This window comes from Colwellia sp. MB3u-4 (assembly GCF_014077065.1).
Taxonomy (GTDB): domain Bacteria; phylum Pseudomonadota; class Gammaproteobacteria; order Enterobacterales; family Alteromonadaceae; genus Cognaticolwellia.
Window position 1 is genome coordinate 1 of sequence record NZ_JACGVE010000065.1, and the last position, 14,418, is coordinate 14,418.

Here is a 14,418-nt window from a genome sequence, read left to right on the forward strand (position 1 = left end):
AAGCTATTAAAACCGTTCGTTTGGGTTACCCCTTGGAACTGGAGCGCATTCTAGAGATTTCTCGCTTCACGTCAACACCTAATATCAATTAAATTGCGATTAAATGACTGTTTGCTTTTTAATTATACATCTGGTGCTTTTATTGACCTAGGAGCGTTCAAATAGCATTCGACCCGTATAAAGTCATATGAAAACGTGGTTCTTATTATTGCTTAATCACAAGGTTTATAACTTCTACTCTAGATAAGAAGACTACAATAGCCATAATAGAGAAGATAATTAACTGAACAGCTATTCTATAACAGTTACTAAGTAACAAATCTTACTGTTAATAGTATTAATAGATACTTGCCTAATTAAATTGCATGAAAATCACACTTATTCTTGCACATTACCAAAAGGTGGGTAACATAGAATTGCAAGTTAAGTTTTTATAAAATAATAATTAGGTATCCATTATGAAGTCTCCTCAAGCATTGACGCTAATTGTTGCGTTAGTATTTTCTGTTGCTATATATTTTTTGGCTAACAGTAGTGTATTCGAATTAACAAGTATGAGTGTCGCCGTTGTTGCTTTTGTTTGTGCATTTATCGCGCCCTTAATTGGAAAAGCCGAAACAAATGCACAAGAAGCAGATACAAGCATCAGCACACTCTATGTTGGCAATTTACCGTATAGAGCTAACGAAGCCGCAGTAAGAGAGTTGTTTTCTGAGTATGGCCAAGTTCAATCAGTAAGATTGATGAAAGATAAACATACAGGAAAAAGACGCGGATTTGGTTTTGTTGAAATATCAGCCGCAGATGCAGAGCAAGCGGTTTTGTCATTGAATGATAGTGAATTTCAGCAAAGAACATTAAAAGTTCGTGAAGCAAAAGAACGACCAGAGCAAATTGTTGAATAAAACCTCAGCATAACGTTGCTTGTTAAAACCGACCCATTAAGTAGTAAGAGTGTAAAATTTACAGAAGTCGTTTAACTCTCTTACTCACTAGTCATATTAAAGCCTGTAAATGATAAGTTTACAGGCTTTTTGTTTTACTACTATATAGGTAATCGGGGAGTTACTTTATGCGTTTGATAATATTAAACTCAAATGTTTTAATATTACTGACCACAAAGTCTATCAACGCTTATCTATAGTCTATAAAATAGCGGCTTTTATTAGCGGCTGTGATTAATAAGCCAGTGCTTCTAAGATACAGTCGTTGTTTAATAAATAATGTCTTTAATAAACAAAAACAGGCCAATCGCTAAAGTCTCGACTTCATCATCAGTTAACGACCTCCACTTTCAACAAGGTATTTCAATGTTTAGTCATATCCATCCCGATAATTATCAACAGCAGCTTGACGAAAAGCAGCAAAATATTACAGAAAATTTTGCTCAGTTTGAATTACCAACATTTGAAATATTTACCTCGCCAAGCTTGAATTATCGCCAGCGTGCAGAGTTTAGAGTTTGGCATGACGGTGATGATCTGTATTACATTATGTTTAATAGTGAAACAAAAGAAAAATATCGGGTTGATGACTTTCCTGTTGCCAGTGTGCTTATAAATCAATTTATGTTGGCACTATTAGCGGATATAAAAACTAACGAAGTATTACGCCAACGTTTATTCCAAGTTGATTTTCTATCAACTGTTAGCGGCGAAGTATTGATTAGTTTGCTTTATCATAAACAGTTAGATGAACAATGGATTGAGCAAGCGCAGCAATTAAAAGTTCGACTATCGGCAATCGCTCCTGTTGATATTATTGGCCGAGCTCGCAAGCAAAAAGTGGTCTTAGACAAAGACTTTGTGATGGAAACATTAACATTAAATAACAAAGAGTTTCATTACCAGCAAGTTGAAAATAGCTTTACTCAACCTAATGCTAAGGTAAATGAAAAGATGTTGCTTTGGGCTCAACAAGCGACTAAAAATATTGGCGGTGATTTAATTGAGCTCTACTGCGGTAATGGTAACTTTAGCATTGCTTTGGCGGAAAACTTTGATCGGGTATTAGGCACAGAGATATCAAAAACGTCAGTTAAGTCTGCACAGATTAACATTGCGGCTAACAAACTCGACAATGTTGATATTGTGCGAATGGCGAGTGAGGACTTTAGTCAGGCGATGAATGGTGAACGGGTATTTCGGCGATTACAAGGTTTTGATCTGACCAGTTACAATTATCAAACTGTGCTTGTTGATCCTCCTCGAGCTGGGCTAGATCCTGATAGTGTTGAATTAGTGAGTCGCTTTGAGCGCATTATCTATATTTCATGCAATCCGGAGACACTCCGTGATAACTTAACTGAATTGGTTAAAACCCATAAAATTGAGCATTTTGCTCTATTTGACCAATTCCCTTATACCCACCATATAGAAACCGGTGTTATTTTGTCTCGTCTTTAGCGCTACTACTGCGCTGTTCGCTACGGTTTTTATTACCTACGCCAATTTCAAATGCACCACGAGCAATAAACCTGAGCTGTTTAATTGTTCGTTGTGCTAATTCTGCTAAATCTTTTTTATCACAATCTAGTGCGTCAGAGCCGGCACTAAAAACAATGGTTACGGCAGCATTTGCTTGCAGATAGGCCACTTCAGCATCAAGTTTATTAGCCTGTTGTAAATAATCACACAACTCTAGCGTAAAATAACGAATTTCACGATTAACTGCAGCACGAAATGCTTTTGACGTGCCTGAACGCTCGCGTAGTAACAAGCGAAAAATATTGCCGTTACTTTCAATGAACTCCATAAAGGTACGCACAGAAATTTGGATCACCGACCCCCCTTTGTCAATACGCTGCCTTGCTTGACGCATTAATTGACGCAAGGTTAAACCCGCTTCATCCACTAAGGTTAAACCCAATTCGTCCATATCAGAAAAATGGCGATAAAATGAGGTTGGCGCTAAACCTGCCTCTTTTGCTACTTCACGTAAACTTAGGCTAGAAAAACTCCGCTCACTGCTGAGTTGCCCTAAAGCGGCATCGATGAGTTGTCGACGTGTTTTTTCTTTTTGTAATGCTCGAATACCGCTCATCGTCTTGCACCTAGTAATTATTTCAGCCTGTAACCAGTTTGATATGATACTGAAAATAGTTAATATTACTAGTCAATAGATGTTAACCACTCTGTGATATTCTGATTTTTATTCTGTATGTTAGCTAAAAAATCACCATCAACACTTGACTCAGCATCGAGTAAAGTTAAAGATAGCGTACATGTGTACACCGAAAAACTTTTCGGTGATTAATCTTAGATGGACAATTAATGAATAAACCACCTATTATTTGGTTAAATGTTTTTGTATTTAGCATTACCTTTTTATTTGCTGCCATTGCAGTACCTTACCGTGCATTCACTCATGGCTTTGATGCCACAGAAATCACCGCAGCAACGATTTGTTTTATCTATTGCGGCATGTCGATTACGGCCGGTTATCACCGACTTTGGTCCCATAGAACCTACCAAGCTCATTGGTCATTGAGAGTGATTTACGCGCTAGGTGGCGCATTTGCTTTGCAAAATAGTGCCTTGCATTGGTGTTCTGATCATCGTATTCATCACAAACATGTTGATAAAAATAACATTGACCCTTATTCCGCAAAGTTGGGCTTTTGGCATTCACACATCGGCTGGATGCTAAGAGATCATCAACCTGAGCACTACAATAATTATAACAACGTGCGCGATTTACAAAAAGATGCGGTGGTGGTTTGGCAACATAAACACTATTTACTACTGACTATATTAATGAACTTCGGTATCCCTATTTTATTTGGTTTATGGCATGGTGATATAATTAATAGCTTACTATTGCTTGGCTTTTTACGTTTAGTGTTAAGTCACCACACCACCTTTTTCATTAATTCATTAGCGCACATCTGGGGTAAGCAAACCTATACTGAAAAAAATACTGCTCGTGATAATGGCTTTCTCGCCTTTTTTACTTTTGGTGAAGGCTACCATAACTATCATCATATCTTCGAAAACGACTATCGTAATGGCATTCGTTGGTGGCAGTTTGATCCAACAAAATGGTTAATTAAAGGCTGCGCTCACTTAAAACTGACGTCAAAGTTACGTGTGACTCCTGAAGATAAAATTGAAAAGGCACGTTTATCTATGGTTTTATTACGTAGCCAGCAAAAGATAGCGGCCCACCCTGACGCAGAGCAGATGCTAGAAAGATTGCAGCATGAGTACGATGAGCTTATTCATAAGATCAACGAATTTTATGCGGTACGTAAAGCGTTAGTTGCCAGTAAACGTGACCAATTACTAGCTGGTGTTGAAAATTCAGAGGTTATGGCGCAATACCAAGAAATTAAGCGAAGATTAGCTGAGCAACAGCGAAGCTGGCAAAATATGGTAGAAAAACTAGCATAAAAACAGTTACCTTAGATTTAATTCCTGCTAATATTTTTCTCCTTAAAGCAGGAATTAAAGGGTTAACCGTTGACTAAACAAGCACAAGCCGAAAATAAGAAAGTAAAAAACGCTGCTAAAAGCTATGATTTTGACGCCATCATTATAGGTACAGGGCCTGGTGGCGAAGGCGCGGCCATGAACTTAGCCAAGCGTGATAAGCGTGTTGCTATTATTGAACGCTATCATAATGTGGGTGGCGGCTGTACTCATTGGGGCACTATTCCATCAAAAGCGTTACGTCAATCGGTTAGCCGACTCATTGAATATAACTCTAATCCGTTATTTAATGCCGGACAAAATGCCAAGCAATTAACCTTCCAAGATATTTTAAGCCACGCATCTGCCGTTATTCGTAAACAAGTCAGTTTGCGCAGCGGCTTTTATAACCGTAACCAAGTTGAACATTTTTACGGTGAAGCATCATTTATTGATGCAAACACCCTCCAAGTATTACGTATTGATGGCTCAATCGATATCATTACAGCCAAACAAATAGTGATTGCCACCGGCTCTCGTCCCTATCATCCTGATGATGTCGATTTTTCGCACCCCAGAGTTTATGACTCAGACAGTATTTTATCGCTTGAACATTCGCCACGCCAAATAATTATCTATGGTGCGGGTGTGATCGGTAGCGAGTACGCGTGTATTTTTCGCGGTTTAGGCGTCAAAGTAGACCTGATCAATACCCGTGATCGCCTACTGTCATTCTTAGACGCCGAAATGTCAGACTCATTAAGCTATCACTTATGGAATAACGGCGTTGTTATTCGCCACGGCGAACAAATTGAACGTGTTGAGACCAGCAAAGATTCAGTTATTGTCCATTTAGAGTCGGGGAAGAAGATGCGCGCCGACTGCTTATTATTTGCCAATGGTCGCACAGGTAACACCGCCGATTTAAAACTTGAGAATGCCGGTTTAAAAGCTGATGGGCGTGGGCAACTGAAAGTCAGCGATACTTATCAAACCGACGTGGAAGGTATTTTTGCAGTGGGTGATGTTATTGGCTATCCGAGTTTGGCCAGTGCAGCCTTTGATCAAGGGAGAATTTGCGCCAGCGCAATGCTTGATGGCACTGGTAAAGCAAAACTTACTGTTGATATTCCTACCGGTATTTATACCATTCCAGAGATTAGCTCTGTCGGTAAAACTGAGCAAGAGCTAACCGCAGCAAAAATTCCATATGAAGTGGGCCGCGCGCAATTTAAACATTTAGCCAGGGCACAAATATCTAATAACTTAGTCGGCTCGTTAAAAATTCTTTTTCACCGGGAAACCAAAGAGATTTTAGGTATTCATTGTTTTGGTGAGAATGCCGCAGAAATCATACATATTGGCCAAGCCATCATGCAACAAACTAATGGTGGCAATACCATTGAATACTTTGTTGAAACGACCTTTAACTATCCCACCATGGCAGAAGCCTTTAGGGTAGCGGCATTAAATGGTCTAAATCGACTTTTTTAAACACAAGCTAAGGGCAAGGCTTCTATCGCTTTGCCTTTACGCCCTACTTTTTATAGACGTTAAAGTGAAAAAATTATGAAATATCCTTTACTGGTTGCGCTGTGTTTTTTTGTCTTACCAACGCTTGCTGAAGATAGCTTTAGTATTTACTTAGTTCGACATGCAGAAAAACAAGCCGTGCAGGATGATCCTAAGTTAACCCCTTGTGGTCAATTAAGAGCAGAGCAAATTGCGACTATGCTTGAGCACACACAAATCAAACATGTATATAGCACAGCCTACCAACGTACCATGGCAACAGCGGCACCCTTTGCTAAACAACAACAGCTGGCCATACAAGAATATTTACCAAAAAAACTGAGTCAGTTTGCACAGAAGTTACTTAAACAAAAAGAAAATGTATTAGTGGTAGGTCATAGTAACACCACGCCACAATTGTCGGCATTGCTCAGTGCATTTGATGTCGAAGATCTTACCGAACAAGAATATCGTAACCTGTATCAAATACAAGTCAGTGACCAGGGTAAAACCTTAACCTTATTTACTCAACCACTTATTTGCCAATAACTTACCGATAAGCTGAAGATAACTAGTCACTTGCCTGTTACTGCTGCTTGATCAAGATTACATGTCGGCGGCATTGACTTTATTGCCTGGTTTTATCAGCTCAATATCGGTAATCGTAAAAGGTGTACCCCATTGTTGAATGGTCATAACATCTTTTACTTTGCCTTTGACTCGAACAATAGCCCCATTTTGCGCAAACTCTTTTGCCATATTCATTGGCAATAATTTTTTTCCTGAATCGGTAATAATGCCGTAAAAGCCACCTTCTAAGTTTAAAAACTGCACACGACCACGTTGCCAACCATTAAATCCATCTTTCAATTTATCTGTTGTGTCTTCCATCTTATGACCTGTTAATGCTTTATTAGTATTTACCTGTGCCTCAACAAGTGTCGTCTCTGCCTGCTGGGTAGTATTTTCCTGGCCAGTTTGCGCTATCGTCTTATTAGCTTTATCTGTTTTAGTTTCATCCTTGTCGGTTGAGCTACTACCGCAAGCGCTGAGTAACAAGCTTATTGCCAACAGAGATAAATTTTTTGTGTTTTTGATCATTGTCATGTCCATTTAGAATCAATTTACTAGCTCAGCATACCTTAATCTAAAAGTAATAACCAAAGCCTAAATATATAAAAAATCTGTTTTTAATCCTATTGAGCAACTGATTAGAAACTGTCTAGCTGAATTTTACAGGTCAGTCATGGCATTATAATTTCAAGACAAAAAAAAGGAGCCTCAGGCTCCTTTAGATATAATCAACTAAACTAGTTTACGCCAACAAGGCACAAATAATATTGCTAACAAGTATAGCTTATCGATGATATGGCTTACTCAAACGATGAACCGACTCAATAAAGTGGCCCGCATGATCTGGGTTTACATCTGGATGTATGCCGTGACCTAAGTTAAACACATGCCCAGTACCACCTTCGCCAAAACCTGCTAATATTTTTGACACTTCTTGCTCAATTCTCGGTAATGGCGCGTATAACATTGATGGGTCCATATTACCTTGCAGTGCCACTTTATCACCAACACGCGCTTTGGCATTTTCAATATCAATGGTCCAATCAAGACCCACCGCATCACAACCTGTTGCAACGATATCTTCTAACCACATACCACCATTTTTGGTAAATAATGTCACCGGCACTTGGCGGCCATCGTTATGACGAGTTAAACCATCGACAATTTTCGCCATATATTGCAATGAAAATTCTTTATAATCTCGAGGTGATAAAACACCACCCCAAGTGTCAAATACCATTACCGATTGCACACCTGCAGCAATTTGGGCATTTAAATATAAAATAACTGAGTCAGCTAATTTATCTAATAATAAGTGTAATGTTTTTGGCTCTGAGAACATCATCTTTTTGATTTTAGTGAAAGCCTTTGAACTACTACCTTCAATCATATAAGTGGCAAGGGTCCAAGGGCTACCAGAAAAGCCAATCAAGGGTACATCACCGTTCAACGTTTTTTTAATCGTGCGTACTGCATTCATAACGTATTGCAATTCGCCTTCAGGGTCTGGAATACCAATTTTATCAACATCAGCTTTACAGGTAATTGGCCGTTCAAATTTAGGTCCTTCGCCTGTTTCAAAATACAGACCTAAACCCATAGCATCAGGAATAGTTAGAATATCACTAAATAAAATCGCCGCATCAAGAGGAAAGCGACGTAAAGGTTGAATGGTCACTTCACAAGCTAAATCAGCATCACGGCAAACCGACATAAAATCGCCAGCCCCTTTGCGCACTTCACGATACTCAGGTAAATAACGCCCAGCTTGACGCATCATCCAAACAGGTGTGTAATCAACAGGTTGGCGCAATAGCGCACGTAAATACGTATCATTTTTTAATTCAGTCATGAAAATTTATCTCCGCTATTTGTATGCGCGCATTCTAACACTTCAAATTTTATTGATCTATGTCCAAATCAAATCTATGTACGCTTACAGCATTGATAAAAAATTTGCCTTATTTTTGCTATAAGGCAAAATACTCTCGCAACCTTTAATTAGCACACCCTAGCTAAAGCCAGATACCAGCAAATATCATTAGCTCAATAAGTTGCCGTTTTAGTGGCGCGATCATTTTTAGTAAAAATAATTTCATTAATATAAAAAATTTATTTTTTTATATTTTTCAGCAAAAGCTATAAGACAGTGAAAATATATTTACAAATGCCCTAAGTGGTTAACCAGGCGGAGTGTTTTTAGTCACATTTTTTCATTAGGTCATACTCACGTTACAACTTGATCGATAACACTTTTTTACATTTTTTTACCCCGCTTTAAAAAGGACAATTTATTAAAGCGTTAGCTTTTAGCTTAATCAACACCTACAAACAAAAAAATAGACTGAGCGTTGTGAGTTTACACATCACTTATACGAAGATATTCGTGGAATATATGCTCTATTAAAGTTGTTGCACAGAGAAAAAGCCTTTGCTATAAATGTCCCGCGCTAAAGAAAAACAATAATAAAAACAAAAACAATAATAATAAAAATAAAGAAATTAATAAAAAGAAGCTAGTTTACTAGACCATATAGCGAGCATTTCAAGCCTTACTTCGGTAAGGCTTTTTTATTGCCTAAAATAATGTATTTACATTAACCAACGTTAATACACAAAAGCTGCAGGCAAACACATGGCTTTTCAATATTAACGAAAATAGACCGAAATACACCTTCAAAGTATTCCCAGAGTATCCCTAGAATAAATCACCGACCATGCGAGGGAGTAATATGAATAAGCACTTCAACTTTACTATCGCCGCAATAAACAATTTACAAATCCCCCGACAGCAGTCGAGTTGAATATCGAGACACCAAAATTCCCGAGTTAATGTTAAGAGTAACGTCAACTGGCTCTAAGTCCTTTTCTATTACCAAAAAAATTGATGATAAATATGTTCAGGTTACTTTAGGACGACTCCCTGCTAATAGCATTGAGCAAGCACGTAAAAAGGCGCGTGAAAATATCTTGTTAATGGAAAATGGTGTTAATCCTATTGAGAAGAAGCGCGAAGAACTTATACAGTACTTATCTACCACTGATCTGTTTGAGCAATACGAAGAAAACTTTCAAGCTCGCATCAAAGTCGGTGAACGTAGAGAAAATCATTAGAAGACTTTAGCCGAACATGGAAGCTGCTCGTAAAACCTAGAATTGGAAAATACAAAGCCAAAGACTTCACTCATGCTATTGCCTTACGAATTACCGATGATATAAAAGCAAACTTAACTGCTGCTTTGTTTAATGCTTCAATTGCATTACTTAGGGCAATGTTTAAATTTGCTGCGAGTCACGAGTTAGTTAAGAGCAATCCGTTTTCAACAATCTCTAAGGTTCGCATTGAGTCTAAAACTAGATTTCTAAGTAAAATAGAAATAGCCAAGCTTTTTGATTCATTGAAAGAAGAAAAACAAATTTACCAAGACGTAGTGCAAATATTAATTTATACCGGCCAACGTAAAGGCAATGTTTATTCAATGGAATGGAAAGAGCTTGACCTTGGAGTTCTGTCAATAACTGTACTAATCATCAATGTTTAGAAGGAAAGTAAATTATAAAATCACGAAAGTAGCTTTTGTTTTAAGCACAATATATAATTTTATTTTTTTTCATTACTATATTTAAAGGATTAAATACATGTTCAAGCTTTCATTCGTCACTTTTCTTTGTTGTATGTTACTAGCATGTGGTGGTGGTGGTGAATCATCGTCTACTAATAATACTTTACCTACCGATAATTCAAATAATAATAATTCTTGGTCTCCCAAAAAACCTGTTTATTCAGGTGAACGTGAGACATATATAATCTCTTATTCAAATGTTTCTGAAACAATGATCAATATTGCTGAGTCGTTAGATGTTCTCAACATGCTGGCATTTGGTGATGCATATTCACAATTTTATTTTTTAAGTGAAAATAGCAATTCAATTATGGGGGATGATGTAAGTTGTATTGGCGGTACAGTTACAAGTAAAGAAGTGGAGCAGAACAAAAAATTTGAAGTGTTTTATAACAAGTGCTTGATTGATGGTACTGAGGTTAATGGTACTTTAAGAGTTATTATAAATGGCTCTAAGGTAACCGTTATCCCAAACATTACCATGTTAGACACTTCTACTAATGAATATGCAACAATTAACGGATACTTTGAGCTACCAAACGATTACACCGCTTTATTTTATCTAATAATGGAGGTTGATGGTGAACAATTATGGTTTGATGAAGTAAAATTAAATGTCTATGAATATGATTCAGATTGGGGGATAAAATATGAAGGGGATATTTATATATCAGATTCAGGAAAGTTAACTGTTTCTACATCTAATATTGGAAATAAAGATCCTAGTAGCCCTAATAGGTTAACACTTTCAATATCGGCAAATATAGAAATTGAGCTTGTTGCTCAACTACAGGAGTATCTCACATTTACTTATTCTGACGAGTATATAGCTGTAACAATCCCATTAACAGGCAATTTTGATGGATATAGTAACGATCAAATTAACCACGCACCTCAAGCAATTATCTTTCCTGAATTATTAGAAATAGATAGAAACCTACCACTTAATTTGACTGCTATAAAATCAACAGATCCTGACTTTGACCCACTTACTGTCAAATGGGAGTTACTGTCTGGTCCTGATGGTAGTCAGTGGCAAGTTAATTCAGATCATTCAGTTACGTTTTCCGCTGATGTTCCTGGCATATATTCCATTAAATTGACTGTTCATGATCTAGAAGAAGAGGTCTCATCTGTTGAAGGGTCCATCAGAGTACTTAAAAATACACCTAAACCATCAATAAGCTATGTACAAGTTGATAATTATATAGGGCATGATTTTAATGCTCATATCGCATTGGATAATGATGAACTTGATGGGCCATTCGAATACAAATTAAAATATGGTCCATCGAATATGGTCGTTGATGATAATGGTCATGTTACTTGGGATGGAGCTATACCAAATTTCGGCTATGATATGGATGTTAACTTTGCTGTCTATATTAAAAATTCTGATAACTTCACCATTATCAAAAATAGTATTTCTTTAAAACCAGAAACAGTTCCCACTCTCACATCAATAACTGATTCTACATGGCGTTCATTTGATTTTAGTTCATTTTTTGATTCTGCAATAATACAAAGCACACAGAATATAAGCACCCTTTATCAAGGTGGTGAAATACTAAGCAAGCTAGCTTTAGATGGTACTAAATTAGAAGTTCAGCATGTATCTTTATATACAAATCAGAAAAACACCCAATATCAAGGCATTTATGATGCAAATGACGATGGAGTAGATGACTTCTGGTTTTCTAGTGTGACTAGGAATAGTGATAATATCGCAACTAGCCATATTTTTTGGAAAGACGGTCTAACAGCTGAAGAACATGAATTTTTAAGTATGGAAAACTCTGGACGTTACTTGAAATTTAGATTAATCGATTATGATAATGATAATCAGAAAGACATCATATTTTCTCAAAAAGCTTATGGTGACGATACTAAAGTAATTGACATAAAGTCAAAAGTTATAAAAAAAACAATAGATAGATTTTACTTTGATTATACTAGAGCTTGTGACTTCAATGGTGATGGTTATACCGACTTTGCCTACGCAAATCGTGTACTAGATTACAATAATGACGAAACACTTTATTATGTAAATACATCTGCATCCATTCTAACGATTGACAGCAATGCCGACGGCATATGTGAAGTGATTGACTATAATGGTGCACAAGTTACTTGGCATAGTTTGCTTGGAGATAATAGTTCTATGACATTATTAGAAGGCTATGATGTGTTAAGTGATCAAGTTGTCGGAAAATTTTACGACGATGGATTTGAAGAACTTGTTGTTTCTTATAGAGATAGCTCAGAAAACTTTGCAACAAAGACTTTGATTATTAAAATAGATAATTTACAGACAGTCGCTGTTGAAACTATATCGAGGGAAAAACCAACTAGTTTCCAATCTCCATTGAATTTAGTTGCAGTGTTAGATGTTGACGGTGATGGAATTGATGAAATCATACGAAAAGAAGCTGTAACAGGCTCTGAATTCACGCAACAAAGGTTTTTCGCAACAAAGCTAAGTGAAGGAACGTTCAGGGAAGTATTTAATTCCAATACTCTAAAGAGTAATATTTACAAATTTGTGAATTGGACTAGTACAGGTGAATTGTTTTATTTTGGAACATACAGTGAGCGATATATTGCGTCTGTAAAGGAAAGCTTTGAGCCACAGATCTTACTAAAAGATCAGAACATTAGGTCAGTGAGTATAGAGAATAGTGAACTATTTTCTTATCTTTGGAGTGGGAGTAAAAGTTTATCAAAAATTGATTTAGCTTATTCTGAATATTGGAATTCAAATGTTACAACTGACAATAGTTTTGATTTCAAAAACTTTGGTGAATTTTTATTATCACTTGGTAGTTCTAGCAATGATAATCTGATAAATGCAAGTACGGGTGAAATCATTTACGAAGTCCCATCTGTAGATAGTAACAAGTACAGTAAGTATGACATTAGTCCACATAGTGGATTACCTAAATATATTGCAAGTAGGCGTTCAAAGAGCTTGCTCAAAATCAAACCTGATCTAAGTGTAGAAGTGCTTTATGATTCAATCAGTGGCGAACTTATGAATGAAGCAGAAGATTATTCATTTGTTCAGTACGACAATGATGAACAAATGGAACTAATAATATATAACCATATTCACTTAGGAAGAGAGTATAAAATACTAGATACTGTTACGCTCCAACTAGAGCCAATTGATAGTTTACATAACACTATTATTAATAACGAAAACATTACTGATGATGAAATTGTCCCGTGTTTCAAGTGGGATAAAGAATGTAGAAATTTAATTTATCTAAATAGTAGTAGTTTAGAGGGTCACACGAACACAGGAACGAACAGATCTCTAAAAGTAGTAGATAAATATACGGGAACGATCATCTGGCAAAGTCCTGAGTTGATGGCTGATGATATAGCTTTTAGAAAAGTAGGAAATAAAATAGAGGTCGCCATAAGTGTAGAGGGTGGGTTTATTTATACACTTAATTAACCACTCTTATTCAATAAGGGATGAATTAAAGTAACGCTAGCTGTGAAAGGTGATTTAGATTTTAATACTTAGTTTATTCTACAGCACACAACTTAATAGCCTAGATAACTGAACTTGGCAAAGTAAAGCGCAGCTAAAGTGCTCAACACCCGCTTTAGCGGCATCTACTGCCCTACTGTCACCATCAACTGGCATTATCCGACGTGCAAAGTTTACTCGCTGAAGCGCAATATTTTTGGCCGCACAAAGTTTGTTTCGGCGAAAGCAATAGCACAAGCCTTTGAGGTAATTAAGCACAGCCAAGGAGAGTATTTTAAGCTCACCTGCTCGTGGTTAATTAACTGTACTGGTTTGCATGCAGTTAGGTTGCTCATGCCATTGAGGACACGCCAAAGCACTATATTCCAAGGATATACTACTGTCGTGAACACTATTTTAGTTATCAGGGGAAAAGTCCATTTCAACAGCTTATTTATCCAATACCTAGTTTAATGGTTCGGGTATTCATGTTTCGTTAACTATAGCAGGGCACCTTAAATTTGGCCCTGACATGCAATACATCGATGTTATTGACTACCACGTTGACCCAATACTAAAAGCTAATTTTTTTAAGGCAATAGTACGATACGCCCCTGAAATTGATGCTAATAAATTGCAGCCTGATTACACCCGTATTCGACCAAAATTACAAACCACACACTAAAGTTTTAGAGACTTTAGCAGTCAAAATGAAAATAAATATGGCATAGCAGGGCTAGTTAATTTATTTGAAAGAAAAAATCTAACACCTTCAGAGATAAAAATTTTATTCTGGGTATAAAAAAGCCCTCTACCAGTAGAA

The 14,418-nt window shown here is 36.9% G+C and carries 12 protein-coding genes; 9 read left to right on the forward strand and 3 right to left on the reverse strand.

The window, feature by feature from the left end:
* Positions 1–458 precede the first annotated feature (458 nt).
* Both H4J61_RS02630 and trmA read left to right on the forward strand, forming a co-directional pair.
* Positions 459–905, forward strand: a complete 447-nt coding sequence (locus H4J61_RS02630; RefSeq protein WP_182137406.1) for an RNA-binding protein — start codon at positions 459–461, stop codon at positions 903–905.
* A 405-nt stretch (positions 906–1,310) separates the two neighbouring features.
* Positions 1,311–2,405 carry a tRNA (uridine(54)-C5)-methyltransferase TrmA gene (gene trmA, locus H4J61_RS02635; RefSeq protein WP_182137407.1) on the forward strand — a complete coding sequence of 365 codons (1,095 nt, stop codon included), beginning with the start codon at positions 1,311–1,313 and terminating at the stop codon, positions 2,403–2,405.
* On the opposite strand, the gene fabR is transcribed toward trmA, so the two are convergent.
* Positions 2,386–3,042 (reverse strand): HTH-type transcriptional repressor FabR, encoded by a 657-nt coding sequence (fabR, locus tag H4J61_RS02640; protein ID WP_182137408.1) that lies wholly within the window; start codon positions 3,040–3,042, stop codon positions 2,386–2,388. The genes trmA and fabR overlap by 20 nt on opposite strands.
* 230 nt (positions 3,043–3,272) lie before the next feature.
* On the opposite strand from fabR, the gene H4J61_RS02645 reads away from it, so the two are divergent.
* From H4J61_RS02645 to H4J61_RS02655, 3 genes are all read left to right on the forward strand, one after another.
* Complete coding sequence (locus H4J61_RS02645; protein WP_182183423.1) at positions 3,273–4,391, forward strand: fatty acid desaturase; 1,119 nt, start codon at positions 3,273–3,275, stop codon at positions 4,389–4,391.
* A 69-nt stretch (positions 4,392–4,460) separates the two neighbouring features.
* Positions 4,461–5,903, forward strand: a complete 1,443-nt coding sequence (sthA, locus tag H4J61_RS02650) for a Si-specific NAD(P)(+) transhydrogenase (RefSeq protein ID WP_182183426.1) — start codon at positions 4,461–4,463, stop codon at positions 5,901–5,903.
* Positions 5,904–5,978: 75 nt separating this feature from the next.
* Entirely contained in the window at positions 5,979–6,470 is a 492-nt protein-coding gene (locus H4J61_RS02655) for a histidine phosphatase family protein (RefSeq protein WP_182183428.1), read from the forward strand.
* 57 nt (positions 6,471–6,527) lie between these two features.
* Here H4J61_RS02655 and H4J61_RS02660 read toward each other — a convergent pair whose 3' ends face one another.
* Together H4J61_RS02660 and hemE are read right to left on the reverse strand one after the other, a co-directional pair.
* A complete protein-coding gene (locus H4J61_RS02660; protein WP_182183431.1) occupies positions 6,528–7,022 on the reverse strand; it encodes a hypothetical protein in 495 nt (164 codons plus the stop codon).
* 256 nt (positions 7,023–7,278) lie between these two features.
* Complete coding sequence (gene hemE / locus H4J61_RS02665) at positions 7,279–8,346, reverse strand: uroporphyrinogen decarboxylase (RefSeq protein WP_182137412.1); 1,068 nt, start codon at positions 8,344–8,346, stop codon at positions 7,279–7,281.
* A 920-nt stretch (positions 8,347–9,266) separates the two neighbouring features.
* Between hemE and H4J61_RS02670 the strand changes: the two genes are divergently transcribed.
* From H4J61_RS02670 to H4J61_RS02685, 4 genes are all read left to right on the forward strand, one after another.
* Positions 9,267–9,608 (forward strand): Arm DNA-binding domain-containing protein, encoded by a 342-nt coding sequence (locus tag H4J61_RS02670; protein WP_404852055.1) that lies wholly within the window; start codon positions 9,267–9,269, stop codon positions 9,606–9,608.
* Between the two features lie 158 nt (positions 9,609–9,766).
* Entirely contained in the window at positions 9,767–10,036 is a 270-nt protein-coding gene (locus tag H4J61_RS02675; RefSeq protein WP_182183436.1) for a hypothetical protein, read from the forward strand.
* 97 nt (positions 10,037–10,133) lie between these two features.
* On the forward strand, positions 10,134–13,577 hold the full coding sequence (locus H4J61_RS02680; protein WP_182183439.1) for a PKD domain-containing protein: 3,444 nt from the start codon (positions 10,134–10,136) through the stop codon (positions 13,575–13,577).
* Positions 13,578–14,127: 550 nt separating this feature from the next.
* Positions 14,128–14,280, forward strand: coding sequence for a hypothetical protein (locus tag H4J61_RS02685; protein WP_182183441.1), 153 nt, complete (start codon positions 14,128–14,130; stop codon positions 14,278–14,280).
* The last annotated feature ends 138 nt before the right edge of the window (positions 14,281–14,418 follow it).

Bases quoted from the DNA above. Each gene is read 5' to 3' on its own strand.
- H4J61_RS02630 (WP_182137406.1), top strand. From the start codon at position 459: ATGAAGTCTCCTCAAGCATTGACGCTAATTGTTGCGTTAGTATTTTCT.
- trmA (WP_182137407.1), top strand. From the start codon at position 1,311: ATGTTTAGTCATATCCATCCCGATAATTATCAACAGCAGCTTGACGAA.
- fabR (WP_182137408.1), bottom strand. From the start codon at position 3,042: ATGAGCGGTATTCGAGCATTACAAAAAGAAAAAACACGTCGACAACTC.
- H4J61_RS02645 (WP_182183423.1), top strand. From the start codon at position 3,273: ATGAATAAACCACCTATTATTTGGTTAAATGTTTTTGTATTTAGCATT.
- H4J61_RS02655 (WP_182183428.1), top strand. From the start codon at position 5,979: ATGAAATATCCTTTACTGGTTGCGCTGTGTTTTTTTGTCTTACCAACG.
- H4J61_RS02660 (WP_182183431.1), bottom strand. From the start codon at position 7,022: ATGATCAAAAACACAAAAAATTTATCTCTGTTGGCAATAAGCTTGTTA.
- hemE (WP_182137412.1), bottom strand. From the start codon at position 8,346: ATGACTGAATTAAAAAATGATACGTATTTACGTGCGCTATTGCGCCAA.
- H4J61_RS02675 (WP_182183436.1), top strand. From the start codon at position 9,767: ATGTTTAAATTTGCTGCGAGTCACGAGTTAGTTAAGAGCAATCCGTTT.
- H4J61_RS02680 (WP_182183439.1), top strand. From the start codon at position 10,134: ATGTTCAAGCTTTCATTCGTCACTTTTCTTTGTTGTATGTTACTAGCA.
- H4J61_RS02685 (WP_182183441.1), top strand. From the start codon at position 14,128: ATGCAATACATCGATGTTATTGACTACCACGTTGACCCAATACTAAAA.